Source organism: Jannaschia pagri, assembly GCF_019655435.1.
In the GTDB taxonomy this organism is placed as follows: Bacteria; Pseudomonadota; Alphaproteobacteria; order Rhodobacterales; family Rhodobacteraceae; genus Jannaschia; species Jannaschia pagri.
The window spans coordinates 486,462-510,957 of sequence record NZ_BPFH01000003.1 but is presented as its reverse complement, the minus strand read 5'-3'; the positions used below and the strand labels follow the sequence as shown (position 1 = coordinate 510,957).

Genomic DNA, 24,496 nt, shown 5'->3' with positions numbered 1-24,496 from the left:
GCCCGCGCTTACGCCAGACTGGTCACCGCCAGATGCCAGGTGATCGCCACGAAATAGACGATGGAGGCGACCACCACAAAGCCGTGCCAGATCGTGTTGTGGAAGCGCAGACGCTCTAGCAGCAGGAACGGAGTGCCCAGGGAATAGAGGACGCCGCCCGCGATCATCAGGGCAAAGACAGGCCATGTGGTGGCGGCGATGACGTCTCCGCCGCCGATCAGGACAGCCCAGCCCATGGCGAGGCCAATGCCGACGCTGATCACGCTAGACCGTCGGCGCCGGAGAAACACCGTTACCGTGGCCAGCCCCGCAGCCGACCACATGGCCGCCAAGAACGTGGCGCCAGTGCCCGACAACAGAGCGAAGGGCGTCACCGTGCCCGCGATCTTGAGGTAGATGGCCGACATATCCAGCTTGCGCAAAGCCTCGGACCATTCGGGCCGATAGATATGGTTGTAGGCCAGGGAGGCCGAGAGCATGGCGATCAGTGTCGCCCCGTACACAGACACGGCGGCCACGCCCGCGAAGTCGCCGCGCCACACCGCTGTCAGAGTGATGAGGACGGGCACCGCCGCGAGGGCCAAAACCAGACCAGCCAGATGGACCAGAGCATCGCTGAGCAGTTCCGCCCGATCATAGGATCGGACCTGGGACGGAGCAGAGAGGCGCGGGTCGATGTCGGTCATAAGAAACAGCTAGCACATTTTCGTTAAGGATCAGGTTACGAAAGCGTGCGCCGTACGCTGCCCCGCCCTCACGTCGCGGTGAGATGCCTCAAAGCCAAGCGAAACGCCTGCGGTGTCGGCGTCCAACGGCCAAAGCGGAGGCCCGCCGCCCGCAGCATCTCTCCGACCCAAACGTTGCAGGTCCGAAAGATGTGGAAGCGGCCCCGGGCCTCGTAGAAGCGGTCGGTTGAGGTGAACCCAGCCGAGGGGAGGACCGGACCGCCGCGCGTGTCTGCGATGGCTTGGACGAGGCGCATGAATTGCGCATGGCTCAGGGACAACCGGTCGAGGCCCGCAGTATTGATGGGGCCATAGACCTCAATCCGCAAGACGGAGGCATCGCCGGTGACAGCCCGCCAAACGGGTCCGATGCGCATATCAGAATAGCTGCCCGTGGCGGTATAGAAATCCCGCGCACCCCAGCCAACGAGGACCCAATCGGCGGCCCCCAACGGGACGCCATCCTCGGCAGCAAAGTCCAGCGCCGCGCGGACCTCTGGCGTGGCCGGCAGAAGCAAATCCACGTGGATGGCGGTTCCGATGAAATGGATGTCGACGTCATCGCCCGGGTCTTCACCGGGGGCCGTCCAAAGGGCGCCTCCAAAGCCTGCCCCGAGCCAAAGGAGGCAGACAAACGGTATAAGGAGGAGCCAGCGGGTCCCTCGCAGAGCTGAATGGGTCAATCGGCGCGCGAACACCTCGCCCCGCCCCTATCAGCCGACGCGCAGACCGGCCCTAGCCCGCGTCAGGGTCCAAAACGAAGCGCTTGTCGCAGTAGCCGCACTCGACCCAGCCGACCTTTGGGTCGATGGACAGCCAGACCCGAGGGTGGCCCAAAGCGCCCTCCCCCCCGTCGCAACAGATCCGCGTGGTGTGGACCACCTCTGTCTCGGGCGGCGCGTCGTGGGATTGGGTGGGTTGCTGTGTCATGGCGGCCTCGGTCTTGGCGGTGCGGCCCTCGGGACCGCGTGGGTGCCCTTATGGCGCAGACGCCCGGCACGCTGCAAGGGACCTGCGCGCTGATGCAGATTGCCGAACACCCCCCGCTGCAATAGCTGCCCCGCTGAAAGCCGGAGGGGTGTCCCATGTCCAACGCCATCGAAATCGAAGGTCTGCGCAAGGTCTATGCCGGGGACGGCAAATCCCCCGAGAAGGAAGCCCTCAAGGGGCTGGACCTGGACATCCCAAAGGGCAGCATCTTTGGCCTGCTCGGCCCAAACGGAGCTGGAAAATCGACCACGATCAACATCTTGGCCGGGCTGGTGCGCAAAACCTCTGGCAAGGTGCGGATCTGGGGCTTTGATCAGGACGTGAACCCCCGACAGTCGCGTGCCGCCATCGGTGTCATGCCCCAGGAGTTGAACCTGGATCCCTTCTTTTCCCCGGCGGGCGCGTTGGAAGTGCAAGCTGGTCTCTATGGCGTCCCCAAGCGGGACCGGCGCACGGCTGAGATTCTGGATCTGGTGGGCCTCGCGGACAAGGCCGACGCCTATGCGCGCACCCTGTCGGGCGGGATGCGGCGGCGTCTGCTGCTGGCCAAGGCGCTGGTTCACCACCCGCAGATCCTGGTCCTGGATGAGCCGACGGCAGGCGTCGACATCGAGTTGCGTCAGATGCTGTGGCGCAACGTCCGGCGGTTGAACGAAGAGCGGGGCATGACGATCATCCTGACGACGCATTACCTGGAGGAAGCCCAGGAGATGTGTGACGAGATCGCCATTGTGAACCACGGCGAATTGGTCGTGCGCGACCGGACCGACGCGCTGTTGAACCGGCTGGACGGGAAAACCATGGTCATAACGCCCGAGACGCCCGTGGGGGACGTGCCCGTGCCCGATGGGGTCACCCTGGATCGGCGCGGCGATGGCGCCCTGGCGCTGACGTATAGCCGGGGCCAGGTCTCGGCGGCCCAATTGCTGGCGGCGGTCCAGGACGCGGGCGTGGCCATCCGCGATGTGCGGACGGAGGAAGCGGACCTGGAGGACGTGTTCGTCTCCCTGACCCACGGCAGCTAAGTCGGTCAGGCCGCCGGGCGCGCACCAAGCATATCACGGGCCGCCAAGGCGGCTCCGCCGGTGATGAGGATGCAAGCCAGCGCGAGGGTCCAGCTGGCCTCGGCCCGGCCCACCGCCACCAGGATAAGCGTCGACAGCAGTGGGGCCGCATAGCTTGCCGCGCCCAACACGGCCATGTCCCCGCGCTTCATGCCCAGATCCCAGAGGAAAAACGCGAGACCCACCGGTCCAAACCCCAACCCCAGGATCGCGAGCCATTCCGTGGCGCTCGGCATGACCGGTACCTCCAACGCCAGATGGGCGAGGCCCGATAGCATCGCTGTCCCGAGGCAAAAGCCAGACACCGCGTCGGTCGGTACCTCGGCCATTCGGCGCGACAAAAGCGAATAGCTGGCCCAGACACACGCCGCCGCGAGGGCCAGGGCGTAGCCTGCGATCTGGCTCGTCTCGACCTGCACCCCGCGACCGCCGGTGACCACCAGCGCTGCCCCAATGGCGCCCGCCGCTGCGCCAACCAGATGGTGCCAGCGCAGGGCCTGACCGGAGACGCGCGTTGCGCCCAGGACAATCAGTAGCGGCCAAAGGTAGGCAATCAGGCTGGCCGCCACCGGATCGGCAGACCGCAATGCCAAGACATACAAAAGGTGATAGCCAAACAGCCCCCCGACCCCCACGATCCACACCCGAATGGGTTGTCGCCAAGCAGCCACCCCGCCTCGCCACAGGGTCAGTGCGGCCCCGGCCCCTCCGCCCAGCGCGAAACACATCGCCAACAATTGAAGCGGCGGGACGTCCCCTGACAGGGTCGTGAACCAAGCCAACAAGGCCCACAGCAAAATCGCCCCGAACGCCGCGACAGTCGCGCGCCTGGTTGTCATGGGACGGCACCCAGGGGACGGGGCGCCCCAAAATTCGCGAATTTTGGTCCACCGTCACGCTGGGCGCGGATGGGGATCATCTATCGACGGGCAGGCCAGATGGGACCGTTTCCGGAATGCCGTCCCGACCCAGGAGTGCGGCTTCGTCGGTCAGGGCCTCTAGGAACGCCATCAGCGCGGTGACGTCCCGGTCCGACAAAACGCGGTCCGGCCCCTGGATCGCCGCTGCGATGGCGGTCACCTCCGAAGGATCGTCTAGAATGCGCCAATCTTCCACCGGAAGATTGGGCAGAACCACATCGCGCCCGTACGCGGCCAAGGCGCGCCGGGGCGCCGCATGGTCGCGGACAAAGGCACGCAGGTTGTCGTAGGCACCAGCATGTCCCCAGGGCCCCGTAACGGTCACGTTGCGCAGGGACGGTGTCCGAAAGGCGAAGCGGTCGGCCTCTGCCCCGGTGACGCGCATCCGGCCTTCGTCTCTGGCATGGCGCTCAAATCGGGCGGCCTTACCTGGACCAAGCTGGGGCTGTCCCATGGCGTGGAACCCATGATCCGTCTGAAACGGTCCAGAATGGCAGTCCGCGCATCCGGCGGCGCCGTAGAACACCTCTACCCCGCGCAGGGCGTTGGGATGCAGATCCCCCTCGCCGCGCAACCAGGCGTCGAACGGTGACGTATCGGAGCGCCACTCCGCTTCCATGAATTGGGCAATGGCGTCGGAAATCGCCGGGAAGTCGATGGGGCGGCCCGGCATCGCGGCCTCAAACATCTCAGCATAGGCGGGAATGCCGCGCACCCGGGCCGACAACAGATCCCAGGCGCCGCCCTCACCGGTGATGATGCCCTGCCGCACGGCGCGCGAGATCTCATTCTCACCGTAGTGTCCGGCCATCTCATCGGCTGAGAGAACCGGGAACATCGTTTGCGCCGACAGCAGCGTGGCAAATCCCTGCTCCATCTCGGCCCCCATTGGGGTCCGAAGGCCGTCCGCCGTTTCCTCGATGCGACCATCGTGGAACAGAACGGTGAACTCATGGGCGCCAAGGTTCCAGAGCGCGGGCGCGTTCCGAGGGATCCGCTGCTCTGGCGGGTTGTCCGCATCAACCACTCGATCAGGCCCGAGACCCAAGCCACCGTCACCGAGCCCCAGGCTCAGCCCATCGCCCGTCCCGAAATCCGGGTGATGGCATGTCCCACAGGAAACCGTGCGGTTGCCGGACAGGATCGGATCCCAAAACAAGAGCCGGCCCAGGGCCACGATCTCCGGATCGGTGGCGCGGTAATCGGCGTCGGTAATCGGGTCCGGCACCTCCATGGCGAAGGCGGCGGTGGGCAGGGTCAGGGACAAGACAAGAGCGCGGATCATGGCGCGACGTTGGCATGGGCCAAGCGCTCCGAAAACCCCCGTCCGGGCGAAATCCGCCCATCGTCCCCTGCGCCCCAGCGTCGCGCAGATCGCCAAGGGTGGATTTCTGCGGCGCGGCACTGTAAGGGCGCGCCAACCCCCACATTCCGGGCCCCACGTTCGAGGCAAGACCCATGGACCTTCGCAATATCGCGATCATCGCGCACGTCGACCACGGCAAGACCACCCTGGTGGACGAGCTGCTCAAGCAATCCGGTGTCTACCGCGAGAACGAGGCCGTCACCGAACGCGCCATGGACAGCAACGATTTGGAGCGGGAGCGGGGGATCACCATCCTCGCCAAGGCCACCTCAGTGGAATGGAAAGGCACCCGGATCAACATCGTCGACACCCCCGGCCACGCTGATTTCGGCGGCGAGGTGGAGCGGATCCTCTCCATGGTGGACGGTGTGGTTCTCTTGGTCGACGCCGCCGAAGGCCCCATGCCCCAGACGAAGTTCGTGACCTCCAAGGCGCTTGCCCTTGGCCTGCGCCCCATCGTGGTGCTGAACAAAGTCGACAAGCCGGATGCGGAACCGGACCGCGCGCTCGACGAATGTTTCGACCTGTTTGCCAACCTGGGCGCCGATGACGAGCAGTTGGACTTCCCCGCAATGTATGCCTCCGGCCGCTCCGGCTGGGCGGATATGGAGCTGGACGGTCCCCGCGAAAACCTGGACGCGCTGTTTGATCTGATCGTGGACCACGTGCCCGCCCCCAAGCAGGTTGAAGAACGCGACAAGCCCTTCCGCATGTTGGCCACCACGCTGGGCGCCGACCCTTTCATCGGACGCATCCTGACAGGCCGCGTCGAATCGGGCACCCTGAAGGCCGGTCAGACCCTGCACGCCCTGTCCCGCGAAGGCGCCAAGATCGAGCAGTTCCGGGTCACTAAGATCCTCGCCTTCCGCGGCCTGCAGCAGCAGCCCATCGACGTGGCGGAGGCGGGCGACATCGTCACCATCGCGGGCATGGCCAAGGCCACCGTGGCCGATACGCTGGCCGACACCAGCATCGACGTGCCGCTGCCCGCGCAGCCCATCGATCCGCCAACCATCACGGTCACCTTCGGCATCAACGACTCCCCCCTGGCGGGCCGTGACGGCAAAAAGGTCCAAAGCCGCGTCATCCGCGACCGCCTCATGAAGGAGGCCGAGACCAACGTCGCCATCAAGATCACCGAGACGCCGGGCGGCGAAGCCTTTGAGGTCGCTGGGCGTGGCGAACTCCAAATGGGCGTCCTGATCGAGAACATGCGCCGCGAAGGGTTCGAGCTGTCGATCTCCCGCCCCCAGGTGTTGTTCCAGGAAATCGACGGCCAGCGGATGGAGCCCATCGAAGAGGTCACCATCGACGTGGACGACGACTACTCCGGCTCGGTCATCGAAAAGATCACGGGCACCCGTAAGGGCGAGTTGGTCGAGATGAAGCCCGCCGGCGCGGGCAAAACCCGCATCATCGCCCATGTGCCATCGCGGGGGCTGATCGGCTACCACGGCGAATTCCTGACCGACACACGCGGCACAGGCGTCATGAACCGCGTCTTCCACGAATGGGCCGCCTACAAAGGCGCCATCCCGGGTCGCCGCGCGGGTGTGTTGATCTCCATGGAGGACGGCGTGTCCGTCGCCTACGCCATCTTCAACCTCGAAGACCGCGGCAAGTTCTTCATCGGCGCTCAAGAACAGGTCTACCAAGGCATGATCATCGGCGAGCACAGCCGCGACAACGACCTGGAGGTGAATCCTCTGAAGGGCAAAAAGCTGACCAACGTCCGGGCCTCTGGCACCGACGAGGCCGTCCGCCTGACCACGCCCGTCCGCATGTCCCTGGAAGAGGCCATCGCCTATATCGACAATGACGAATTGGTGGAGGTCACGCCAAACTCCATCCGCCTGCGCAAACGCTTCCTCGACCCCCATGAGCGCAAGCGCCAGGCGCGCGCCGCTGGCTGAGGTGGATGTCGGGGGGGGGCACACGCCCCTTCGATGTTCCCAAAATATGCAGAAGCAGCCGGTCCCGCCGGGTGCGCCCCACAAGGCCGTCGACCATCCAAGACGACGGGGGTCCGGGGGGCGTCCCCCGGCCCTGCCCAAGGGCCTTCGCGACCATGGGGGTAGCGGCAGGCTTTCCCATGGGTCCGTTAGGCGCTTAGGATTGGTCATGTCGCGCCCCATCGGACCTTCGCTGTGACCCGCAAACCCAAGCGCACGCCCATTTGGCAGGCCATAGCCACGGGCCTGCGGGCGGATATCGCCGAGGGTCGCTATGTCCCAGGCGACCGTCTTCCGACCGAGGCGGCCTTGGCGCAGCGCTTTGGGGTGAACCGGCATACGGTGCGCCATGCCCTCTCGAAACTGGTGGCCGAGGGGATGGTCCGAACACGGCGCGGCGCGGGCGCCTTCGTGGCGGCGCGACCAACGGATTACCCCATAGGCGCGCGCGTGCGGTTCCATGAAAACCTGCTGGCGGCAGGACATAAACCCGATAAGCGGCTGCTCCATCTCACCCGGCGGGCGGTCACGGCCACCGAAGGGCGCGCGCTGGCGATCGAAGCGGGGGCACCCGTGGTCGCCTACCATGGCCTGTCGTTTTCCGACGACCTGGCCATTGCGGTGTTCGAAAGCCTCTTCCCAGAGGACCGCTTGCCCGGCATCTACGACGCGCTGAGTGGGACACGCTCGGTGACCGAAGCCCTCGAACAGGTTGGGATCACGGACTACACCCGGTCCTCAACGCGCCTAACCGCCGTTCGGGCGGAGGCCACCCAAGCGCTGCACCTTCAACTCGCAGAAGGCGATCCGATCCTGCGGAGCACGAGTGTGAACGTAGATCTCACCGGGCGGCCGGTGGAGTTTGGGCTGACCTGGTTCGCGGGGGACCGCGTCACCCTGACCCTGGAGACCTGACTGCTGACCGCAGGGTCGCGCTCCGTTAGTGCGTCCAGGCGCCCCGGCGGTTCGTTGCGAAGTTATCGCCATAGCCGCCGGGCCGAACATTCGGCTTGCGGGACTGCGCGCGCAGAACGACGTATTCGATGCCGTTGTCGCGGGCGTAATCTTCGGCGTCGCGCTGGCTTTCGAAGCGCAGCTTGACTTGCGACTGCGTGTCGCGCGACCCGGTCCATCCCGTCAGAGGATCGATTTCGCGGGCCACCTCGGGGATGAATTCCAGTACCCAATCACGTGTTTTCGCCGTGCCGGAGGACATGGCGGTCTTGGCTGGCTTGTAGATTCGCGCGCGCATGGGGCCCTCGGGGTTCGTCGGTCGTTGCACGGTCTTTAACGGGGTGGCCCCCTCCCGCGCAAGGGGCGCCCCGCCGCAGCGATCTCTCCTGACAGGGCAGAGGTTGAAGATGCCTCGCGAAAGCGCACATGGTGGATCTGCGACCAACCTGCCGAGGTGTGCGATGGCCCATAACAACACCAACGAACCCAAGGGCGACGTGATGACTCTGCCACCGGCGGACGAGGTCGCCATGCAGTACCGCGCGCCCGGCGCGCGCGAAAAGCTGGAAGGCGGTGTGAGGCTGCGGATGCAGACCGATTTCGCGCCAGCGGGCGACCAGCCCACGGCCATCGCCGAGCTGTCGGCGGGCGTTCTGAACGGTGAACAAGATCAAGTACTGCTGGGCGCCACGGGCACGGGTAAGACCTTTACCATGGCCAAGATTATCGAGGAGACGCAGCGCCCCGCGATCATCCTGGCCCCCAACAAGACGCTCGCTGCCCAGCTCTATGGGGAGATGAAGGGGTTCTTTCCCGACAACGCCGTCGAGTATTTCGTAAGCTACTACGACTACTATCAGCCGGAGGCCTACGTCCCGCGCTCCGACACCTTTATCGAGAAGGAGTCGCAGATTAACGAACAGATCGACCGGATGCGCCACTCGGCCACCCGCGCCCTGCTCGAACGGGACGATGTGATCATCGTGGCCTCGGTCTCTTGCATCTACGGTATCGGCTCGGTCGAGACCTATGGCGCCATGACCCAAGATCTGTTCGCCGGGCAGGACTATGACCAGCGCAAGGTCATGGCCGATCTGGTGGCGCAGCAGTACCGCCGCAACGACGCGGCCTTCGCGCGCGGGTCGTTCCGTGTGCGGGGCGACAGTCTGGAGATCTGGCCCGCCCACCTGGAGGACGCGGCCTGGCGGTTGTCGTTCTTCGGTGAGGAGTTGGAGAGCATCGTGGAGTTCGACCCGCTCACGGGGTCCAAGGTCCGCGACATGGACAAGATCCGCGTCTACGCCAACAGCCACTACGTCACGCCCCGCCCCACAATGCAGAGCGCGATCAAGAACATCAAATCCGAGCTGGCCGTTCGCCTGAAACAGCTCCAGGACGAGGGCAAACTGCTGGAGGCCCAGCGGCTGGAGCAGCGCACAAACTTCGACATCGAGATGTTGGAGGCCACGGGCGTTTGCAACGGGATCGAGAACTATTCCCGCTATCTGACGGGCCGCGCACCGGGGGAGCCACCCCCCACTTTGTTCGAATACATCCCCGACAATGCCATCGTTTTCGCCGATGAAAGCCACGTCAGCGTGCCCCAGATCGGCGGCATGTACCGGGGCGACTATCGGCGTAAGTTCACCCTGGCCGAACACGGCTTCCGCCTGCCGTCCTGTATGGATAACCGCCCACTCAAGTTCGAGGAATGGGACGCCATGCGGCCCCAGTCGGTCTTCGTCTCCGCCACACCAGCGGCGTGGGAGTTGGAGCAAACGGGTGGTGTTTTTACCGAACAGGTCATCCGACCTACCGGCCTGTTGGACCCGAAGATCGAGATCCGGCCCGTCGACATGCAGGTGGACGACCTGCTGGATGAAATCCGGCGCGTTTCAGCCGACGGTTACCGCACGCTCTGCACGACCCTGACCAAGCGCATGGCCGAGGATCTGACCGAATACCTGCATGAACAGGGGATCAAGGTCCGCTACATGCACTCCGACATCGACACGATTGAGCGGATCGAGATCCTGCGTGACCTGCGGCTCGGCGCCTTTGACGTCCTGATCGGCATCAACCTGCTGCGTGAGGGCCTGGATATCCCGGAATGTGGTTTAGTGGCGATCCTGGATGCGGATAAGGAAGGGTTCCTGCGCTCCGAGACGTCCCTGGTGCAGACCATCGGGCGCGCCGCGCGGAACGCCGATGGCCGGGTCATCATGTACGCCGACAAGATCACCGGCTCCATGCAGCGCGCCATGTCCGAGACCGAGCGGCGCCGCGCCAAGCAGATGGCCTATAACGCGGAACACGGGATCACACCCGAGACGGTCAAGAAGAACGTCGAGGATGTGCTCGCGGGCCTCTATCAGGGCGACGTGGACATGAACCGCGTCACCGCCAAAGTCGACAGGCCGCTGGCCGGTGGCAACCTGATGGCCCACCTGGACGCGTTGCGCGAACGGATGCGAAAGGCCGCCGAAAACCTGGAATTCGAGGAAGCCGCCCGTCTGCGGGACGAGGTCAAGCGGCTGGAACAGGTGGACCTGGTGGTCTCCGACGACCCGCTGGCCCGTCAGTCAGCGGTCGAACAGGCCGTCGAGGACGCCCGCAAGGCCGAAGGCCGAAGCACCGCCGGACGACCTGGGCAGCGCGGAGGCAATGTGAAGCGGCGGAAGAAGCGTTAGGCTTTTGATCGCTCTGATTGCCTATGGCTTTAGAATATAGCGTTGGCTGGCGAGTGAGATCGGCTTTTCGTGATAGTTCGTAGCACTCATGGAGATCCGCCCTGTGGCACTGAGGCGAAGCACGCCACTCACAATACGATCATATGATGTGTAAATCTGACCATACACGTCATATGCCTCTAACCGGATGCAGAAGTGTTTTCTGCCCGCGACGACGTCAGGAAGAGGGACGCTAAATCTCTTGTGAGCCGTTTTCTTTGACGGGATAACAAACCAATTCCCATCCATAGGGGGTACGATTTGAGATGGCCTCGCCTCCCTCCCTTGGCGGCAAGCCGTTGCGTCATCGTCGTGAGAAAACTCATAAAACTCTGCCTCTGCCAAGAAAAGCTCAACATCGCCAAAATTTTGAAATGCGATACCAAACTGGATGTCTTCGGAGGAGGACGACACAACCTCCGTGAAGAAAAAGTTCAGGCCTACCTCTTTTGTCGCAAAGCTATACAGGCTGATCGCCAACGCAAAAAAGGAAACACAGAGGGATATAATATCTATATACGTCTTCACTTGAGCAATACCTGAACATAAGATAGTATAAAAAGGTATACCCCAAATATTATGACCAAGAGTACATTTTCCACAATATGAATATTGCGTATTTCCGACGACTTTAGGGTTACGAATTCTTCCTAGGAGCTATTTAAGACCGCCCGCTTTACCAAGTCGATTATTCGGTGATGCGTACTGTCTCCGGGTTCCCTCCGCAGCAGCGTTAACCGCCCCTTAACCATCCCTACCCCACCCTTACCCCATGCGACTCGCTATGGTGCTTCTCCTCCTGCTGGCTCACCCAGCCAGTGCGGGACCTTGGGTCCGGCCCCAGGGGGAGGCCTATGTCTTCATTGGGCACGAAGAAGGTAAGGACGGGTGGACCTCGATCTATGCGGAGTACGGCGGCGCTCGGCAGCTGACGTGGGGCCTGGATACTGGGGGGCATGCCATGGGATCGGTTCTGGGCGACCCGGACATCCCCCTGGACGGGCGCATTCGTGTGTTCGCGCGTCTGCCCGTTCTGTCCTCTGAGGCAGCACGCGCCACACGGCCCGGCTGGCTCTCACCGTGGTTGTTCGCCGTTGAGGCGAGCATCGGGCTGGATCGGGAAACCAACGGCGATCAGGCGGAGCGTGTGGGGCTGGGCCTGACGGCGGGGCGACCCCTGGACACCGCCTATGGCACTGGCTGGACGACCTTTGACCTGCGCGCGACGGCGGGCGGTGGCAAACGGCGGCGGCTCAATGCGCAATACGTGGTGGGTGTAAAACCGACCGACCGGCTGACCCTAGAGCTCGGGCTGTTTGCAGAACATGAGACCGATCTGAGCACGACCATTGCCCCTACGGTCGAATATAAGATCGGGGACCTGGGCGGCGCGCGGCTGGGCGTGTCCTTCAAGGATGGCGGCGATACGATCCTACGGGTGGGCTGGGCGCGGTCATTCTGACGGCTACCACCCTTCGGTCCCCGGGGCGCCTTTGACCGTGCCGCGCAGGTTCGGCGTCACCCATCCGCCATAGAAGTTGCCGGGCTGCGGCGTCACTGCAACGCCTCCGACGCGCACCGCATCCATGGCATGGGCGTAGATCGCCAGATGGTCCTTGAGCGCGGCAAATGTCCGGGTCGGCGTCGGATAATCCCAAGCGCAGCGCGGTGCCTGCGTCTCCCCCACCGACAGGGTCCAATAGCGTGCGGCGCCCTTCCATTCGCAAAAGCTGCTGCCTGCGGCGCGAGAGATATCTGCGCGAATGTCTGCCCGAGGAATGTAGTAGGTTGGCGCGTGGTGCGTCTCCAACACCCGCAGGGAGTCCACGGTGGAGATAATCTCCTGCCCGCCCAACCAGACTTGGATCCGTTGGGGCACGGGCTCCAACCGGGGTGGACGCGGGTAGGACTGAACATTTTCGTCGGGCAGTGTCATCGCAATTGATCTTCGCCGAGGGTGAGAATCACGGGCACGACGGTCTCTTCCTCCGCCTGCATGTGTCGCAGTTTCAACTCCATGACGGCGGTCAGCCGCGAGGATACGAGCGCCACCGCCCGCGCGCCGTCACGCACCTGGGACAGGCTCTGGCTCAGGCGATCTAGGCTGCAACCGATGTCCTGGTGATCGCTGTGCAACCGCTCAATCCACGGGGCGATACTTGGTTGCAGGACGATTAGACGGGGAAAGTAGACGCTGTCTTCGACCCCGTGGTGACCCAGCATTTCCTGGCACAGAAAGCGGCCATCGCGGTGCAACGCGGTGTCCGGATCCGTGGGGTCCAGGTCGCCGCCTTCGCAGGCCCGGAGCCTTGCACGCAGATCCGACATCAGGTCACGAAACATCTGGTGGCGGGACAACCAAAAGCGGGTCAGATCCCCGAATGCCGGACGCTGTGACCAGGCCTCCGGCGATATCGGTCCGTCATCGGGCAGGCGGACCGAAGGGAACCGGCTGTTGGTGCCATTGTGAACCATCCCCCTAGTTGTAGGCGACGGGTCCTTTGTGTCGAGTCGGGCCGCCTATGACAGAGCGACGCGCAACGCTTGATAGGCCACGGCGGTCGCGGCATTGGCCAGGTTCAGGGACCGGATGTGGCGGGAGCGCATGGGCAGGCGCAGTGTGTTCCCCTCCCGCCCCGCCAGGACCTCGGGTGGCAGGCCAGAGGTCTCCCGCCCAAACACCAGATGCACGTCGGGCGGATAGTCCGGCTCATAGACGGTGCGGCCTCCGAACTCCTCTAGAAGGAAGATCGCATCGGGGCGTGGCGCGCGCTTGGCCAAGAAGTCGTCCCAATCGTCGTATTCAAACAGCGACACATGCTGCCAATAGTCCAGCCCGGCCCGGCGCACCGTTTTGTCGGTCAAGGCAAACCCGTAGGGTCGGATCAGGCACAGATCGATGTCCAGGGCCACGCAGGTGCGCCCGATTGTGCCGGTGTTGCCGGGGATCTCGGGCTGGAACAGCACAATGGCCGGACGCTGGGCGGTCACGTGTGGACCCGTTCCCACCGCTCGATCAGATCGAATTGCAGACTGCGCGCCCGCCGACCCCAAGCGCGCCCGCCTTCGGGCCGGTCCCGCTCGGACACCGACAGACGATTGCGGCGCTCCACGTCCGCACAAAAGGTTGCGAAGGCCAGCTCTCGCCCGCCCCTGGCTTTGAAGTATCCCGCAAGGCCAGAGACGAAATTCAGCGTGCCTGTCTTGCATTGCACCGGGATGTTCACGTCGCCTTCAATAGTCAGCTCTTTCATGATTGGACGCAAACGCTGAGCCGCGCCCCGCGCAGTGAGCGAGGTGACCATGTCCGACGCACTGATCCGAGTGGTCCCGTTCAGACCGGAGTGGTCGTCGAAATCGGCGCGACGGGCGCCTGTCCGGTCTTGCAGCCACGCGGACATGATATCAGCCGAGGCCCCCAACCCGCTCGGCGCTTGGCCCCGCGCGCGGGTCGCGGACAGGCCCAGAACCTCTGCCGTCAGGTTGGTGGAGAAGCGCAGCATGTTGCGCGCGACGCGGTTCAGGTCGGCGCTTTCGACGCGCGCGATCTCGGTCCCCGCTGGCGCGCTGTTGGTCCGCTGGGCGGCGGGCACCACGATGCCGTTCGCGCGCAGCATGGTGCGCATCACGTCCCCGGCATAGAGCGCCGGGTTCCGCACCGGCAGCCACCGGGCCCCAGACCCGCCGAGTTGGGAGCGCGCCACCGTCCAACTGTCGAGTTCTCCCTGACGTTGGTAGGTGTAGACCGGCAGGGAGCGATCCGCGATGCGCATCCGCGCCGTGTTGACCGCAGGACGAAAGCGATCCGTGCGGGCATCCATTTCGATGGCATAAGAGGACCCAGCCCGCCGCCACCCGAAATGCACCCGATTGAAGTTCAGGTTCAGCCCCCCGACGGAGGGGTTGTAGCCCACGTGTTCCGGTTGGGTCCGGTCGATCCGGTCGATCCTTGGCAAGGCCCCATCGGCCACGAGAAACCGGCCCGAAATCTCCCGGATGCCTGCGGCCCGCGCTTGGGTCGCCAGATCGTGCAACCCATCCGTATCCAAGGCCGGGTCACCGCCGCCCACCAGCACCAGATCCCCGTTCACACGGCCATTGGACACCGGACCGGTCGCGATCAAACGGGTCGAAAAGCGGTGCGAGGGGCCGAGCGTTTCAAGGGCGTAGAGCGCGGTCACCGCCTTGGCCACGGAGGCAGGTGGCAGGGGCCGGACGGGATTATAGGTCTCCAAAATGCGGCCGCTGCGCGCATCGGCGAGGACGAAGCCGACCTTGCCGCCCAGACCCGCCTCGGCCACCAAACGATCCGCCGCCGGGGCCGATCGCGCAAGGGCGTCCGCTGGCTTTCCCGTCGGGCGCCCGGACCGCTCCGGCGCATTGGCGCAGGCGGGCAAGGCAGCCGTCGCCAAGGTAGCCGTCAAAAAGGAACGCCGCTTCATCACTCAGTCATCCTCCGCAACCAGTGTGGACTTGATGCCCCCAAGACCAAAGGATGTGAACCCCGCTCTGGGCCTTTGGCGTGCGGGGTGATAGCGCCGCGCCATGAATCGGACTCTCCTTGGATCTGTCGGGCTGATGTTCCTGGCCATGTCGCTGATCCCCATGGGGGACACAGCGGGCAAATTGCTGACCACCGAGCACGGCGTCACCCCGTTCTTTGTGGCCTTCAGCCGCTTTGCGGTCGGGGCAGCGATGATTTTTGTGATCGTCGGCGGACGGGTTCAGTGGCATCTTTATCGGGACTGGCGCGTCTGGGGGCGCGCGGCGCTGATCGCAGCGGGCATCGCCTGCATTCTCACCGCCCTGCAGACCGAAGACCTGGCCACTGTGTTCGGCGCGTTCTTCATCGGCCCGATCTTCAGCTACATCCTGTCGATTGTCCTGCTGGGAGAACGGGTCACGCCTCTCCAGTCCGTCCTGCTGGCTTTGGGCTTTTGCGGTGTGCTGTTGGTCGTGCAACCGGGCGCCGGGATGAGCGTCAATATCCTCTTCGCCGTGGCAGCGGGCTTGTTTTACGGCGCCTACCTGACCGCCTCGCGCTGGTTGTCGGATATCGCGCCGCCCCGGCAGCTGATGCTCACCCAGACGGTCCTGGGCACGGTCCTCCTGGCGCCTCTGGGCGTGACGGAGATCCCGACCTTTGATGTCACAGTGAGCGGCCTTCTGTTGTTTTCCGGTGTGGCTTCGGCCTCTGGGAACCTGCTGCTCATCGTGGCGTACCGGCGCAGCGATGCGACCGTTCTGGCGCCGTTCGTGTACTTTCAATTGCTGTCCGCGGCGGCGCTTGGCTGGACAGTGTTTGGCACCTTCCCCAATGCCGTGGCTTTGATCGGTCTGGCCGTTCTGATCTCGGCGGGTGTCGGGACGGTCCTGCTGCGGCGCTAGGACCAGCCGCCACCCGCGCGGATCGCCGATGACGAGGCCCCGTGCATGGGCACATTTACAAACGCCCAAGCCGGCGCCGGCATGCGACCCAGTCGCTGGGCGCCCAGGGCCGGGACGCGCGCATCGCGATAGATGGTCGCCGCGCGGGAGGTGCGCGCCGCAATCCTATCACCGGGTCGCGCCAAGACACCTATGGGCACGGCACCGATGATGCTGCGCCAATCCTCCCACAGGTGGAACTGCGCCAGGTTGTCGGCCCCCATGAGCCAGACGAACCGCACACCCGGGTAGAACCGTTGCAAGCGCGCGATGGTCTGGGCGGTGTATCGGGTGCCCAGTCGTGTCTCGATATCGGTCACGGTCACGCGCGGGTGCTGCATGATCTGGCGGGCATGGTCTAAGCGGCGATCAAGCGGTGCGGGGCCCCGTGTCTTGAGCGGATTTCCGGGACTGACCAACCACCACACGCGGTCAAGGCCAAACCGGCGCAGAGCCTCTCGCGTGATATGCACGTGACCCCCATGGGCGGGATCGAACGACCCGCCCAACAGGCCCACGACCATACCTGGCACCGCATATGGAAACCCCTCTCGCACAGCGCGAAGCCTTTGCGCAGCCACCCCGTGGGCGCAACCCCCTGGCTGGACCTTGGCCCGCGACCGCCCTATCCGTGAACTCCGTTCAGGAGGATTCCATGGCCCGCGCCACCACGACCGACCGCCGCGCCGCCCTGCGCGATACGCTCATCGAGCTCGCCACGCGCCGCATCGCCCAAGACGGGAGCGCGGCGCTCAAGGCCCGCGCGCTTGCGGCAGAGGCTGGATGCTCCGTGGGCGCCATATACAATGTGTTCGGCGATTTGGGCGACCTCGTTCTGGCCGTTAACGGAGAGACCTTTCGCAGGCTGGGGGCCCATGTCGTCGAGGCAGTCGCCCCGGCCGAAAACGCCGATCCGACCGAGCGGCTGATTGCCATGTCCGAAGCCTATCTGGGCTTTGCCGCCGAAAACCCATTGCTGTGGCGCGCGCTCTTCGATGTCGAGATGAGCCGCGATACGGAGGTCCCGGACTGGTACCTGTCCGCATTGGATCAACTGCTCTCCATTATCGACGCCCCTCTCGTGGAGGTCTTTCCAGACCTAAGCCCCAGCGAAGTCCGCGTTCGGACCCGCGCGCTCTTTTCGTCGGTGCATGGGATCACCCTGCTGGGGCTAGAGCGGCGGATCTCGGCAGTGGAAGAGGACCGCTTGCCGGATATGATCCGTTTTATCATCACCTCAACGACGCGACGTAGCGTCATTTGAACGTCGTTCAGTTTTATTCTTGAACGCCGTTCAAGGTTAAGCCATACAGTCTTCATGAACAACGTTCACGGAGACATCGACGTGTTACAGACCCTTTCAACCCTCCTACGTGGCGCCTCCGCCCGGGCAGAGGAGGCGACGCGCGACCGCTACGCCATCGAACTGATCGACCAGAAGATCCGAGAGGCGGACACCGCCCTCCGGACGGCCAAGGCGGGCCTGGCCAGCCTGATCCAGCGGGAGCGCGCGGAACGGCGCCAGTTGGACGCGCTGACCGCCCGCACCGCCGATCTGACCGAGCGGGCCCGCCAAGCCCTGGCCGATGGGCGCGACGATCTGGCGGCGGAGGCCGCCGAGGCCATCGCCCGGCAAGAGGATGAGGCCAACCAGCGCCAAGAAACGCTCGCCCGCCTCGAAGCCCGGGTGATCCGCCTGCGCGGCACGGTCGAGACAGCCCACAGGCGCCTCTTCGACCTGCGCCAAGGGGCAACGGCGGCGCGGGCATTGCGCCGCGAACAAGACCTGCAAACACGTTTGCGCAGCACCAACCTCGGCCAAAGCCCCGCCGCCGAAGCGCAGGATCTGATCGACCGCGTCCTGTCGCGGGACGACCCCGGCGAAGAGGCTGACATCCTGTCGGACATCGACCGCGACCTGAACGATGTCGCCCTGCCAGAACGTCTGGCCGATGGCGGCTACGGCCCCCCGACCCGCACCCGCGCCGCCGACGTCTTGGCGCGCCTCAAAACCCAAAACTAACCCCAGCCCAAACACACACGAGGACACATCCCATGGACCGCACCGAAGACTCCCGCCTGATCACCGCCTTCAACTTTGCTGGCGTCGTCGCCGCCTATGGCCTGCTCGGCCTTTCGCTCTGGCTGTCGACCGAAGTTCCCCTGGCCACCAAAGGGTTCTGGGCGATTGGCATCCTGCTCTTGACGCTCAGCCTGGTGAATTTCGTCAAATACCGTTTTGACGCCCGCCTGTCTGGCGACCGCATCACCAAGATCGAAGAGGCCCGCAACGAGCGCCTGTTGGAGGAATACGTGGGCACCGACAAGGCCGCGTGACCGCACCCGAGGGGCAGGACGGCATCGGCCATTCTGCCCCTTCCCCGGCTGCCGCCTTCGCGGTATGGGACAGCTTCGACAGCGTGCGGAGGACTCCATGGCAGCCTATCAATACGTCTATCACATGGACGGCGTGTCCAAGACCTATCCCGGCGGCAAAAAGGTGTTCGAAAACATCCGCCTATCGTTCCTGCCCGGCGTCAAAATCGGCGTCGTGGGCGTCAACGGCACCGGTAAATCCACGCTGATGAAGATCATGGCCGGGCAAGACCCAGATTTTCAGGGCGAAGCCTGGGCCGCCGAAGGCGCGAAGGTCGGATACCTTCCGCAGGAGCCGGTGCTGGACGACAGCCTCACCGTCCGCGAAAACGTCATGCTGGGCGTGGCCGAAAAGAAAGCGATCCTGGACCGCTACAACGAGCTGGCCATGAACTACTCGGACGAGACCGCCGAGGAGATGGCCAAACTCCAGGACGAGATCGACAGTCAGAACCTCTGGGATCTGGACGCACAGATCGACGTCTCGCTGGAAGCGCTACGCTGCCCACCCGACGATGCGAACCCCGCCAACCTGTCGGGCGGGGAGCGTCGGCGCGTCGCGCTCTGCAAACTGCTGCTCGAAGCGCCCGACATGCTGCTGTTGGACGAGCCGACCAACCACCTGGACGCCGAGACCATCGCTTGGTTGCAGCGGCACCTGATCGACTACAAAGGCACCTGCCTCATCGTCACCCACGACCGGTACTTTCTGGACGACATCACCGGTTGGATCCTGGAGTTGGACCGCGGCCGCGGCATCCCCTACGAGGGCAACTACTCCGCCTGGTTGGAGCAAAAGGCCAAACGATTGGAGCAGGAGGCCAAGGACGACAAATCCCGGTCGAAGACGCTGGAGCGGGAACTGGAATGGATCCGGTCTGGCGCCAAGGCGCGACAGGCAAAGTCGAAGGCCCGGATCAAAGCCTATGAGGAAATGGCCGGACAGTCGGAGCGTGACAAAGTTGGTCGCGCCCAGATTGTCATCCCCAACGGGCCGCGGTTGGGTGCTAAGGTCATTGAGGTCAACGGTCTCAGCAAGGCCTACGGCGACCGGTTGTTGATCGACGATCTGTCCTTTGCCTTGCCCCCCGGCGGCATCGTCGGCGTCATTGGCCCCAACGGCGCGGGGAAATCGACGCTGTTCCGCATGTTGACCGGGCAAGAGCAGCCCGACACCGGCACCGTCGAATACGGCGATACCGTCAAACTGTCGTACGTGGACCAGTCGCGCGACGACCTGGACGCCAATGAAACCGTTTGGGAGGCCATTTCGGGCGGGGCTGAACTGATCAAGCTGGGCGATGCGGAGGTCAACTCCCGCGCTTACTGTGGGTCGTTCAATTTTAAAGGTGGCGACCAGCAAAAGAAGGTCGGCCTGCTGTCGGGCGGGGAGCGGAACCGTGTCCACATGGCGCGCCTGCTGAAGGATGGCGGAAACGTCCTGCTGCTGGACGAGCCGACGAACGACCTCGATGTGGAAACCCTGCGCGCCCTGGAGGACGCCATCGCGGATTTCGCTGGCTGTGCCGTGGTCATCAGCCACGACCGCTTCTTCCTGGACCGGCTGTGCACGCATATCCTCGCCTTCGAAGGCGGGAGCCACGTGGAATGGTTCGAGGGCAATTTCGAAGCCTATGAAGAGGACAAGGCGCGTCGGCTCGGCCCAGATGCCCTGGAGCCGACCCGCGTGAAGTATAAGAAGTTCACCCGGTAGCGCCCCGGCATCGACTCCCAACGAAGACCTGGACCGTCCGCCTGACAGCGACGGTCCGGTTACCGCCCGACCCAGTCACTCTGATCGCACGGTCGTCGATTGACGTCCTCAGTAGGGTCGGTCGTTTGACCAATGGTGAGACAGGTTACCATCGCCAGGCGGTTTGGTCGAAACACGGCCTTCGACCCTGAAACATCAGGTCTTTGGCCCGCGTTCAGCTACAGGTTTGGGGCGGGCGAGGCGTCTTCGTCGTGCGACGACACCGCTCCAGGACCGGCATCCGCCATCGCTTCGATCAATCGCATGGCCCGATGGACCGCCCGCACCATTCCGCGCGGCAAAGCCCGCAACGCGGCGGCTTGATCCAGCGGAGGGAGGTTTCGCAAGGACAGCGCAATGATGTGCGAATGTTCTTGGGAGACCGCCTGGCGATCGATTCCGCCGTCAACCAATCGCATCACGTCGTCCTGGCTGAGCAGGGGCGAGCTTGGAGCAAGCTGATCCGCTTGGGGCTGCGGCGTTGGGGACAGAACCTCCGGCAACGACACGTGGTCATCCGTCGGCTCCACCGCAGGCTGTGTCGGCGTCTCTACTGGCTGAGGGTCGGGTGGCGGAGCGGTTTGTTCCAGCACCTCGGAAAACGCCAACGGCGCATCGGACCGAAACACGCGGTGCGTACCGAGGGGATGCGCGGGAGAGGTGCCGTCTTCTTCTTGCGGTTCCGGATTGGGGGCAGCCCCTGGCGGAGCGGCCCGCACCTCGTCCCCCGATGGCTCGCTTCCCCCCGACCGCGCCTCCACTTGAGCGATCAGATCACGCGCCAACTCGCGGAGCCGCTCCGGCGGCATCGGCGCAGCCCCCCCTTGAGTATCGATGCTCCCGTCTTCACCCAGCAGGGCCAAGAGGGCCTGCGCCCGATCCTTTGGCGTGTCTGGACGGGAGGCATCGGGTGATGGGGTCTCTTCGGGTTTGGTGGCCGTCGACCTGCGAAAACGAAGCATATGACGTGTCTCCCTAAAGATAACTGCGGACAAGGGCGCCGGTCACCAGGGCCCAGCCATCGACCACAACGAAGAACGCAAGTTTAAACGGTAAGGACACGATAGCCGGGGGCACCATCATCATGCCCATCGACATGAGAACCGCAGCGGCAACCATGTCGATAATCAAAAACGGCATGAACACCAGAAACCCGATCTGAAAGGCGCGGCTAATCTCGCTCAACAGAAATGACGGAACCAGGACGGATAGGGCGTCGGCCTCGGCCCCCGGACGGAGGGCGCGAAGATGCTCCAGGGTCTCTGGATCGACACGGGCGGACATGAAGGCTCGGAACGGCTCCATCGTCGCGACAAACGCCTCCTCCGGGTCCAAAGTCCCCTCGGCCAGCGGGGCGAGGCCGTCGCGGTATGCCGCCACAAAGACCGGCTCCATCACGAAGTACGTCAGGAACAGCGCCAGGCTGACGATCAACATGTTCGGTGGAGAGGCCTGCAATCCGATGGCCTGTCGCAGGATGGACAACACCGTCACGATGAACGGGAAGCATGTGACGGTAATCGCAATCCCCGGCGCCAAGCTGAGCACGGTCAGCAGGGCGATGAGCTGCATCGTCCGGAGCGAAAGCGAGTCGCCATCCCCAAGACTGAGCGACACATCCTGGGCTATGGCCGCGCCTGGAACGGCGAGCGCCACTCCGACCAAAAGCGCCCCGACCAGCCACCTTGTGTGCCTCACGCGACTGAATCCGGCTCAGACACTTCCGTCAGGCGCACAGCCAGACGACCTTCTTCGCCCTCCACCTCCTGCAATTGGCCCCGGGCAATGAGCCGGTCGCCTGCATAGAGTTCCACCGGGTCATCCACGCTGCGATCCAGCGGCAAGACGGCGTCACGCTTCAAGGTCAGGAGTTCGGACACCGTGGGATGTGCGCGGCCCACGGAAATCGTGATTTCGACGGGAACGCGGGACAGGGCGTTCTTGGTATCGGCGGGACGGTCAACCATCGGATGGATCCATTTCTACGGAAGCGAGGAAGGTTTCGAGCGCCTGGTCCAGGGCAGACAGGGCCGCCTCCAGATCAATGCGCCGCTCTTGATCGTCCCATCTGACGAGGGCTTGGGACAGGCTGAGCGCGGGCTCGGACTTGACGGAGACCTGGTCGGGCGACAGGTCCGAGCGCTCAAGAAGGCGTGCCAACGACGCGGCCTCCTCCGGGGCGACGAGGATCACCAGATGCCCCGCGCCATCCGCCAGCACCTGCTCCACCTCTTCTAGGAGCAGGGGGATAAATGATCGCTCCGCAGCGCGGGGCAACAGCTTGTCGAAAACGTCGTGGAGCAACGGCTCCAAGGCAGAGATCGCCGAGGCGACCGCCGCTTGCTGATCCCGCTCCAACAGGAGGAGCCGTTCGCGTAGCTTCTCTGAGACGCGACCCTGTTCGGCATCGACCTGGGCCATGGCATCGTCCCACCCCGCGTTATACGCTTCGTCAAAGCCCGCATCTGGGACGTCCTGCGTCACGGTTTCATGGACGGGCGCCGGGCGCGCGCTTTGCCCAAAGTCTTCTAGGATGATCCGGGTCATCGGGCATCCTCCGGTGTCTCATCCATCCAACCGCGCAGCACTTCGATGGTTTCTTCACGCCGCTCGGAAATCAGTTGGCGGAGCCGCTCGACAGGATCCTCCGCCGGCGCGTCTTCTTCTGCGAAGGTGCCGTCGCCGAGATCGGGCAAATTCGACAGATCGCCCAGGTCTGGCAAAGCGGCGGGCGCCTCACCCGGAGCATCGGCGGTGGCCGGGTCAGGCCCGTTCAAGGCGAGTTGCGGCGCTGGAGGCACATCCGATCTGTCATCACCGACCAAGGGCGCCGTGGCGCCCGCCAGCCCTTCAGAAGGGGCGGGCAAAGCCTGCGGCATGAGAAGGCCGCGCAAGGTCGGACGCACGAAGAACGCCAAGGCCGCTATGGCCACCAGTGCCAAGAGCGCCGCCGTCCCAAGTTGAGTGGCCTGGCCACCGGTCAGCCAAGGCAAGGACAACGCAGGTGCGGCATCCGGTGCCGCCGGAAGTTCGAACTCCATGGAATGGACCGTGACAACGTCGCCGCGGTCTTCGCGGAATCCGACTGCGGATTGGACCAGTTCCCGGATCGTCGACAATTCTTCCTCTGGGCGCGGCGCCCAGGTGGCAGCTCCGTCTTCGGCCGCTGTGCGCAGGCCATCAACCATCACGGCGACGGTCACCCGCTCAATACTCCCTGGCCCGCGCTCAACCTGCCGTTCGATGGCGGAGAAATCGTAGTTCACACGCTCCCGCGTTTCCGCATTGTTGGCTTCGCTATCTCCGCCCGGCGCGTCACCCTCCGGGAGGTTGCTGGCGACCGTGACGCCAGCGCCTGCCGCCCCCCGTTCGCTGCTGGTGCGTTCTTCGGTATCGGTGGAGATGACCACACGACTCTCAGGATCGAGGACCCGTTCGGTGATGATTTCGCGGTCTGACCGTGTCTCGACCGCCAGTTCCACGACATAACGGCCCTCACCGACGCGCGCGGCCAGAAGGTTCTCAACGGCATTGCGCATCTCAGCCACGCGGTTGTCGCGCGCTTCGCGCTCTGCGCCATAGAGATCGCCGCCGACGACCCGTCCGCTGGCGGAGTCGATTACCGTGACCGCTTCGGGCGCGAGGTTTGGAACCGCCCCAGCCACAAGCGATTGAACGGACTGCGCAAGCGAAGCGCCCACCGCGCCCGCGACCATCTGAATGGTGACAGACGCGCTGGCCTCCCGCTCCCGCGAGAAGGGCGAGGCATCTGCGGTCGCAATATGAACCCGCGCAGCTTTCACACCATTCGCGGCGAGAATGGTACGCGTCAGCTCCCCTTCCCGGGCGCGCCAATAGGCAGCGTCGAACATCTGGGACGTGGTGCCAAAGCCTGAGAGCCCATCCAGAAGTTCGTATCCGGCCCCATCTGTGCGCGGCAGCCCCTCACCCGCCAATTGCAGACGCAGGGCATCGCGCTCCTCACCTGACACGTAGATCGCATCCCCGCGCACCTCGTGGGTGACGCCGCGGGCCTCCAGGCTGGCGACAACCTCACCAGCGGCAGCTGGGTCCAGGCGCGCAAACAACAGCTCCATCCGGGGGGCCGTCGCGATGCGGGTCAACATGAAAATGGATAGAAAGGTCACCAAGGTGGCGGCGGCCAACACCGTCAAACGACGCTTGTCCTGAGCCTGCCAATAGGCTGCGAAACTCTCCAAATGTCCATCCTCCGGAATGG

The 24,496-nt window shown here is 64.4% G+C and carries 26 protein-coding genes; 10 read left to right on the top strand and 16 right to left on the bottom strand.

The window, feature by feature from the left end:
- Nucleotides 1–8: 8 nt before the first annotated feature.
- The 3 genes from trhA to K5R33_RS10535 form a co-directional block, all read right to left on the bottom strand.
- Nucleotides 9–686 (bottom strand): PAQR family membrane homeostasis protein TrhA, encoded by a 678-nt coding sequence (trhA, locus tag K5R33_RS10545; RefSeq protein WP_220748985.1) that lies wholly within the window; start codon nt 684–686, stop codon nt 9–11.
- A 68-nt stretch (nt 687–754) separates the two neighbouring features.
- Nucleotides 755–1,423, bottom strand: coding sequence for a DUF2459 domain-containing protein (locus tag K5R33_RS10540; RefSeq protein WP_255576311.1), 669 nt, complete (start codon nt 1,421–1,423; stop codon nt 755–757).
- Between the two features lie 37 nt (nt 1,424–1,460).
- Complete coding sequence (locus tag K5R33_RS10535; RefSeq protein ID WP_220748983.1) at nt 1,461–1,655, bottom strand: zinc-finger domain-containing protein; 195 nt, start codon at nt 1,653–1,655, stop codon at nt 1,461–1,463.
- A 155-nt stretch (nt 1,656–1,810) separates the two neighbouring features.
- Here K5R33_RS10535 and K5R33_RS10530 point away from each other — a divergent pair, with 155 nt between their 5' ends.
- Entirely contained in the window at nt 1,811–2,740 is a 930-nt protein-coding gene (locus K5R33_RS10530; RefSeq protein WP_220748982.1) for an ABC transporter ATP-binding protein, read from the top strand.
- A gap of 5 nt (nt 2,741–2,745) precedes the next feature.
- On the opposite strand, the gene yddG is transcribed toward K5R33_RS10530, so the two are convergent.
- On the bottom strand, nt 2,746–3,618 hold the full coding sequence (yddG, locus tag K5R33_RS10525) for an aromatic amino acid exporter YddG (RefSeq protein ID WP_220748981.1): 873 nt from the start codon (nt 3,616–3,618) through the stop codon (nt 2,746–2,748).
- Nucleotides 3,619–3,694: 76 nt separating this feature from the next.
- On the bottom strand, nt 3,695–4,984 hold the full coding sequence (locus K5R33_RS10520) for a cytochrome-c peroxidase (RefSeq protein WP_220748980.1): 1,290 nt from the start codon (nt 4,982–4,984) through the stop codon (nt 3,695–3,697).
- Nucleotides 4,985–5,157: 173 nt separating this feature from the next.
- On the opposite strand from K5R33_RS10520, the gene typA reads away from it, so the two are divergent.
- The gene (gene typA / locus K5R33_RS10515) at nt 5,158–6,978 is read left to right on the top strand and encodes a translational GTPase TypA (protein ID WP_220748979.1); all 1,821 of its coding nucleotides are present in this window, start codon (nt 5,158–5,160) and stop codon (nt 6,976–6,978) included.
- Between the two features lie 234 nt (nt 6,979–7,212).
- Entirely contained in the window at nt 7,213–7,932 is a 720-nt protein-coding gene (gene phnF, locus K5R33_RS10510) for a phosphonate metabolism transcriptional regulator PhnF (RefSeq protein ID WP_220748978.1), read from the top strand.
- A 25-nt stretch (nt 7,933–7,957) separates the two neighbouring features.
- On the opposite strand, the gene K5R33_RS10505 is transcribed toward phnF, so the two are convergent.
- The gene (locus K5R33_RS10505) at nt 7,958–8,269 is read right to left on the bottom strand and encodes an ETC complex I subunit (protein WP_220748977.1); all 312 of its coding nucleotides are present in this window, start codon (nt 8,267–8,269) and stop codon (nt 7,958–7,960) included.
- A gap of 163 nt (nt 8,270–8,432) precedes the next feature.
- On the opposite strand from K5R33_RS10505, the gene uvrB reads away from it, so the two are divergent.
- Both uvrB and K5R33_RS10495 read left to right on the top strand, forming a co-directional pair.
- Nucleotides 8,433–10,661 carry an excinuclease ABC subunit UvrB gene (uvrB, locus tag K5R33_RS10500; RefSeq protein ID WP_220748976.1) on the top strand — a complete coding sequence of 743 codons (2,229 nt, stop codon included), beginning with the start codon at nt 8,433–8,435 and terminating at the stop codon, nt 10,659–10,661.
- An 823-nt stretch (nt 10,662–11,484) separates the two neighbouring features.
- Entirely contained in the window at nt 11,485–12,162 is a 678-nt protein-coding gene (locus K5R33_RS10495; RefSeq protein ID WP_220748975.1) for a hypothetical protein, read from the top strand.
- A gap of 3 nt (nt 12,163–12,165) precedes the next feature.
- Here the strand turns inward: K5R33_RS10495 and K5R33_RS10490 are convergent, their stop codons facing one another.
- Genes K5R33_RS10490 through dacB form a run of 4 tightly spaced genes read right to left on the bottom strand, consistent with a single transcriptional unit; the run spans nt 12,166 to nt 15,142 of the window.
- Nucleotides 12,166–12,636, bottom strand: coding sequence for a DUF427 domain-containing protein (locus K5R33_RS10490; protein WP_220748974.1), 471 nt, complete (start codon nt 12,634–12,636; stop codon nt 12,166–12,168).
- Entirely contained in the window at nt 12,633–13,175 is a 543-nt protein-coding gene (locus K5R33_RS10485; RefSeq protein WP_220748973.1) for a hemerythrin domain-containing protein, read from the bottom strand. The genes K5R33_RS10490 and K5R33_RS10485 overlap by 4 nt, the downstream gene beginning before the upstream one ends.
- Before the next feature lie 45 nt (nt 13,176–13,220).
- On the bottom strand, nt 13,221–13,691 hold the full coding sequence (locus tag K5R33_RS10480) for a tRNA (cytidine(34)-2'-O)-methyltransferase (RefSeq protein ID WP_220748972.1): 471 nt from the start codon (nt 13,689–13,691) through the stop codon (nt 13,221–13,223).
- Nucleotides 13,688–15,142 (bottom strand): D-alanyl-D-alanine carboxypeptidase/D-alanyl-D-alanine endopeptidase, encoded by a 1,455-nt coding sequence (gene dacB, locus K5R33_RS10475; protein WP_220748971.1) that lies wholly within the window; start codon nt 15,140–15,142, stop codon nt 13,688–13,690. Before dacB ends, K5R33_RS10480 begins: the two co-directional genes overlap by 4 nt.
- Before the next feature lie 103 nt (nt 15,143–15,245).
- Between dacB and K5R33_RS10470 the strand changes: the two genes are divergently transcribed.
- The gene (locus tag K5R33_RS10470) at nt 15,246–16,088 is read left to right on the top strand and encodes a DMT family transporter (protein WP_255576308.1); all 843 of its coding nucleotides are present in this window, start codon (nt 15,246–15,248) and stop codon (nt 16,086–16,088) included.
- Here the strand turns inward: K5R33_RS10470 and K5R33_RS10465 are convergent.
- Nucleotides 16,085–16,684, bottom strand: a complete 600-nt coding sequence (locus K5R33_RS10465) for a nicotinate-nucleotide adenylyltransferase (RefSeq protein ID WP_220748970.1) — start codon at nt 16,682–16,684, stop codon at nt 16,085–16,087. The two genes, K5R33_RS10470 and K5R33_RS10465, sit on opposite strands and share 4 nt — an antisense overlap.
- 98 nt (nt 16,685–16,782) lie before the next feature.
- Between K5R33_RS10465 and K5R33_RS10460 the strand changes: the two genes are divergently transcribed.
- The 4 genes from K5R33_RS10460 to ettA all read left to right on the top strand — a co-directional run bounded on the left by K5R33_RS10460 (nt 16,783) and on the right by ettA (nt 20,217).
- On the top strand, nt 16,783–17,391 hold the full coding sequence (locus tag K5R33_RS10460; RefSeq protein WP_220748969.1) for a TetR/AcrR family transcriptional regulator: 609 nt from the start codon (nt 16,783–16,785) through the stop codon (nt 17,389–17,391).
- A gap of 81 nt (nt 17,392–17,472) precedes the next feature.
- On the top strand, nt 17,473–18,150 hold the full coding sequence (locus tag K5R33_RS10455) for a PspA/IM30 family protein (protein WP_255588441.1): 678 nt from the start codon (nt 17,473–17,475) through the stop codon (nt 18,148–18,150).
- A 32-nt stretch (nt 18,151–18,182) separates the two neighbouring features.
- The gene (locus tag K5R33_RS10450; protein ID WP_220748967.1) at nt 18,183–18,464 is read left to right on the top strand and encodes a hypothetical protein; all 282 of its coding nucleotides are present in this window, start codon (nt 18,183–18,185) and stop codon (nt 18,462–18,464) included.
- A 97-nt stretch (nt 18,465–18,561) separates the two neighbouring features.
- The gene (gene ettA, locus K5R33_RS10445) at nt 18,562–20,217 is read left to right on the top strand and encodes an energy-dependent translational throttle protein EttA (RefSeq protein ID WP_220748966.1); all 1,656 of its coding nucleotides are present in this window, start codon (nt 18,562–18,564) and stop codon (nt 20,215–20,217) included.
- A gap of 218 nt (nt 20,218–20,435) precedes the next feature.
- Here ettA and K5R33_RS10440 read toward each other — a convergent pair whose 3' ends face one another.
- The 5 genes from K5R33_RS10440 to fliF are packed head-to-tail and all read right to left on the bottom strand — an operon-like array spanning nt 20,436 to nt 24,476.
- Nucleotides 20,436–21,218 carry a hypothetical protein gene (locus tag K5R33_RS10440; RefSeq protein WP_220748965.1) on the bottom strand — a complete coding sequence of 261 codons (783 nt, stop codon included), beginning with the start codon at nt 21,216–21,218 and terminating at the stop codon, nt 20,436–20,438.
- Between the two features lie 13 nt (nt 21,219–21,231).
- On the bottom strand, nt 21,232–21,954 hold the full coding sequence (gene fliP, locus K5R33_RS10435; RefSeq protein ID WP_220748964.1) for a flagellar type III secretion system pore protein FliP: 723 nt from the start codon (nt 21,952–21,954) through the stop codon (nt 21,232–21,234).
- Nucleotides 21,951–22,223 (bottom strand): FliM/FliN family flagellar motor switch protein, encoded by a 273-nt coding sequence (locus K5R33_RS10430; protein ID WP_220748963.1) that lies wholly within the window; start codon nt 22,221–22,223, stop codon nt 21,951–21,953. Before K5R33_RS10430 ends, fliP begins: the two co-directional genes overlap by 4 nt.
- Nucleotides 22,216–22,803 carry a hypothetical protein gene (locus K5R33_RS10425; protein WP_220748962.1) on the bottom strand — a complete coding sequence of 196 codons (588 nt, stop codon included), beginning with the start codon at nt 22,801–22,803 and terminating at the stop codon, nt 22,216–22,218. Before K5R33_RS10425 ends, K5R33_RS10430 begins: the two co-directional genes overlap by 8 nt.
- A complete protein-coding gene (gene fliF / locus K5R33_RS10420) occupies nt 22,800–24,476 on the bottom strand; it encodes a flagellar basal-body MS-ring/collar protein FliF (RefSeq protein ID WP_220748961.1) in 1,677 nt (558 codons plus the stop codon). Before fliF ends, K5R33_RS10425 begins: the two co-directional genes overlap by 4 nt.
- Nucleotides 24,477–24,496 lie beyond the last annotated feature (20 nt).

What these genes read in the sequence shown, in the direction of transcription:
- trhA (WP_220748985.1), bottom strand. Translation starts at nt 686, where the DNA reads ATGACCGACATCGACCCGCGCCTCTCTGCTCCGTCCCAGGTCCGATCC.
- K5R33_RS10535 (WP_220748983.1), bottom strand. Translation starts at nt 1,655, where the DNA reads ATGACACAGCAACCCACCCAATCCCACGACGCGCCGCCCGAGACAGAG.
- K5R33_RS10530 (WP_220748982.1), top strand. Translation starts at nt 1,811, where the DNA reads ATGTCCAACGCCATCGAAATCGAAGGTCTGCGCAAGGTCTATGCCGGG.
- yddG (WP_220748981.1), bottom strand. Translation starts at nt 3,618, where the DNA reads ATGACAACCAGGCGCGCGACTGTCGCGGCGTTCGGGGCGATTTTGCTG.
- K5R33_RS10520 (WP_220748980.1), bottom strand. Translation starts at nt 4,984, where the DNA reads ATGATCCGCGCTCTTGTCTTGTCCCTGACCCTGCCCACCGCCGCCTTC.
- typA (WP_220748979.1), top strand. Translation starts at nt 5,158, where the DNA reads ATGGACCTTCGCAATATCGCGATCATCGCGCACGTCGACCACGGCAAG.
- K5R33_RS10505 (WP_220748977.1), bottom strand. Translation starts at nt 8,269, where the DNA reads ATGCGCGCGCGAATCTACAAGCCAGCCAAGACCGCCATGTCCTCCGGC.
- uvrB (WP_220748976.1), top strand. Translation starts at nt 8,433, where the DNA reads ATGGCCCATAACAACACCAACGAACCCAAGGGCGACGTGATGACTCTG.
- K5R33_RS10495 (WP_220748975.1), top strand. Translation starts at nt 11,485, where the DNA reads ATGGTGCTTCTCCTCCTGCTGGCTCACCCAGCCAGTGCGGGACCTTGG.
- K5R33_RS10490 (WP_220748974.1), bottom strand. Translation starts at nt 12,636, where the DNA reads ATGACACTGCCCGACGAAAATGTTCAGTCCTACCCGCGTCCACCCCGG.
- K5R33_RS10485 (WP_220748973.1), bottom strand. Translation starts at nt 13,175, where the DNA reads ATGGTTCACAATGGCACCAACAGCCGGTTCCCTTCGGTCCGCCTGCCC.
- dacB (WP_220748971.1), bottom strand. Translation starts at nt 15,142, where the DNA reads ATGAAGCGGCGTTCCTTTTTGACGGCTACCTTGGCGACGGCTGCCTTG.
- K5R33_RS10470 (WP_255576308.1), top strand. Translation starts at nt 15,246, where the DNA reads ATGAATCGGACTCTCCTTGGATCTGTCGGGCTGATGTTCCTGGCCATG.
- K5R33_RS10460 (WP_220748969.1), top strand. Translation starts at nt 16,783, where the DNA reads ATGGCCCGCGCCACCACGACCGACCGCCGCGCCGCCCTGCGCGATACG.
- K5R33_RS10450 (WP_220748967.1), top strand. Translation starts at nt 18,183, where the DNA reads ATGGACCGCACCGAAGACTCCCGCCTGATCACCGCCTTCAACTTTGCT.
- ettA (WP_220748966.1), top strand. Translation starts at nt 18,562, where the DNA reads ATGGCAGCCTATCAATACGTCTATCACATGGACGGCGTGTCCAAGACC.
- K5R33_RS10440 (WP_220748965.1), bottom strand. Translation starts at nt 21,218, where the DNA reads ATGCTTCGTTTTCGCAGGTCGACGGCCACCAAACCCGAAGAGACCCCA.
- K5R33_RS10430 (WP_220748963.1), bottom strand. Translation starts at nt 22,223, where the DNA reads ATGGTTGACCGTCCCGCCGATACCAAGAACGCCCTGTCCCGCGTTCCC.
- K5R33_RS10425 (WP_220748962.1), bottom strand. Translation starts at nt 22,803, where the DNA reads ATGACCCGGATCATCCTAGAAGACTTTGGGCAAAGCGCGCGCCCGGCG.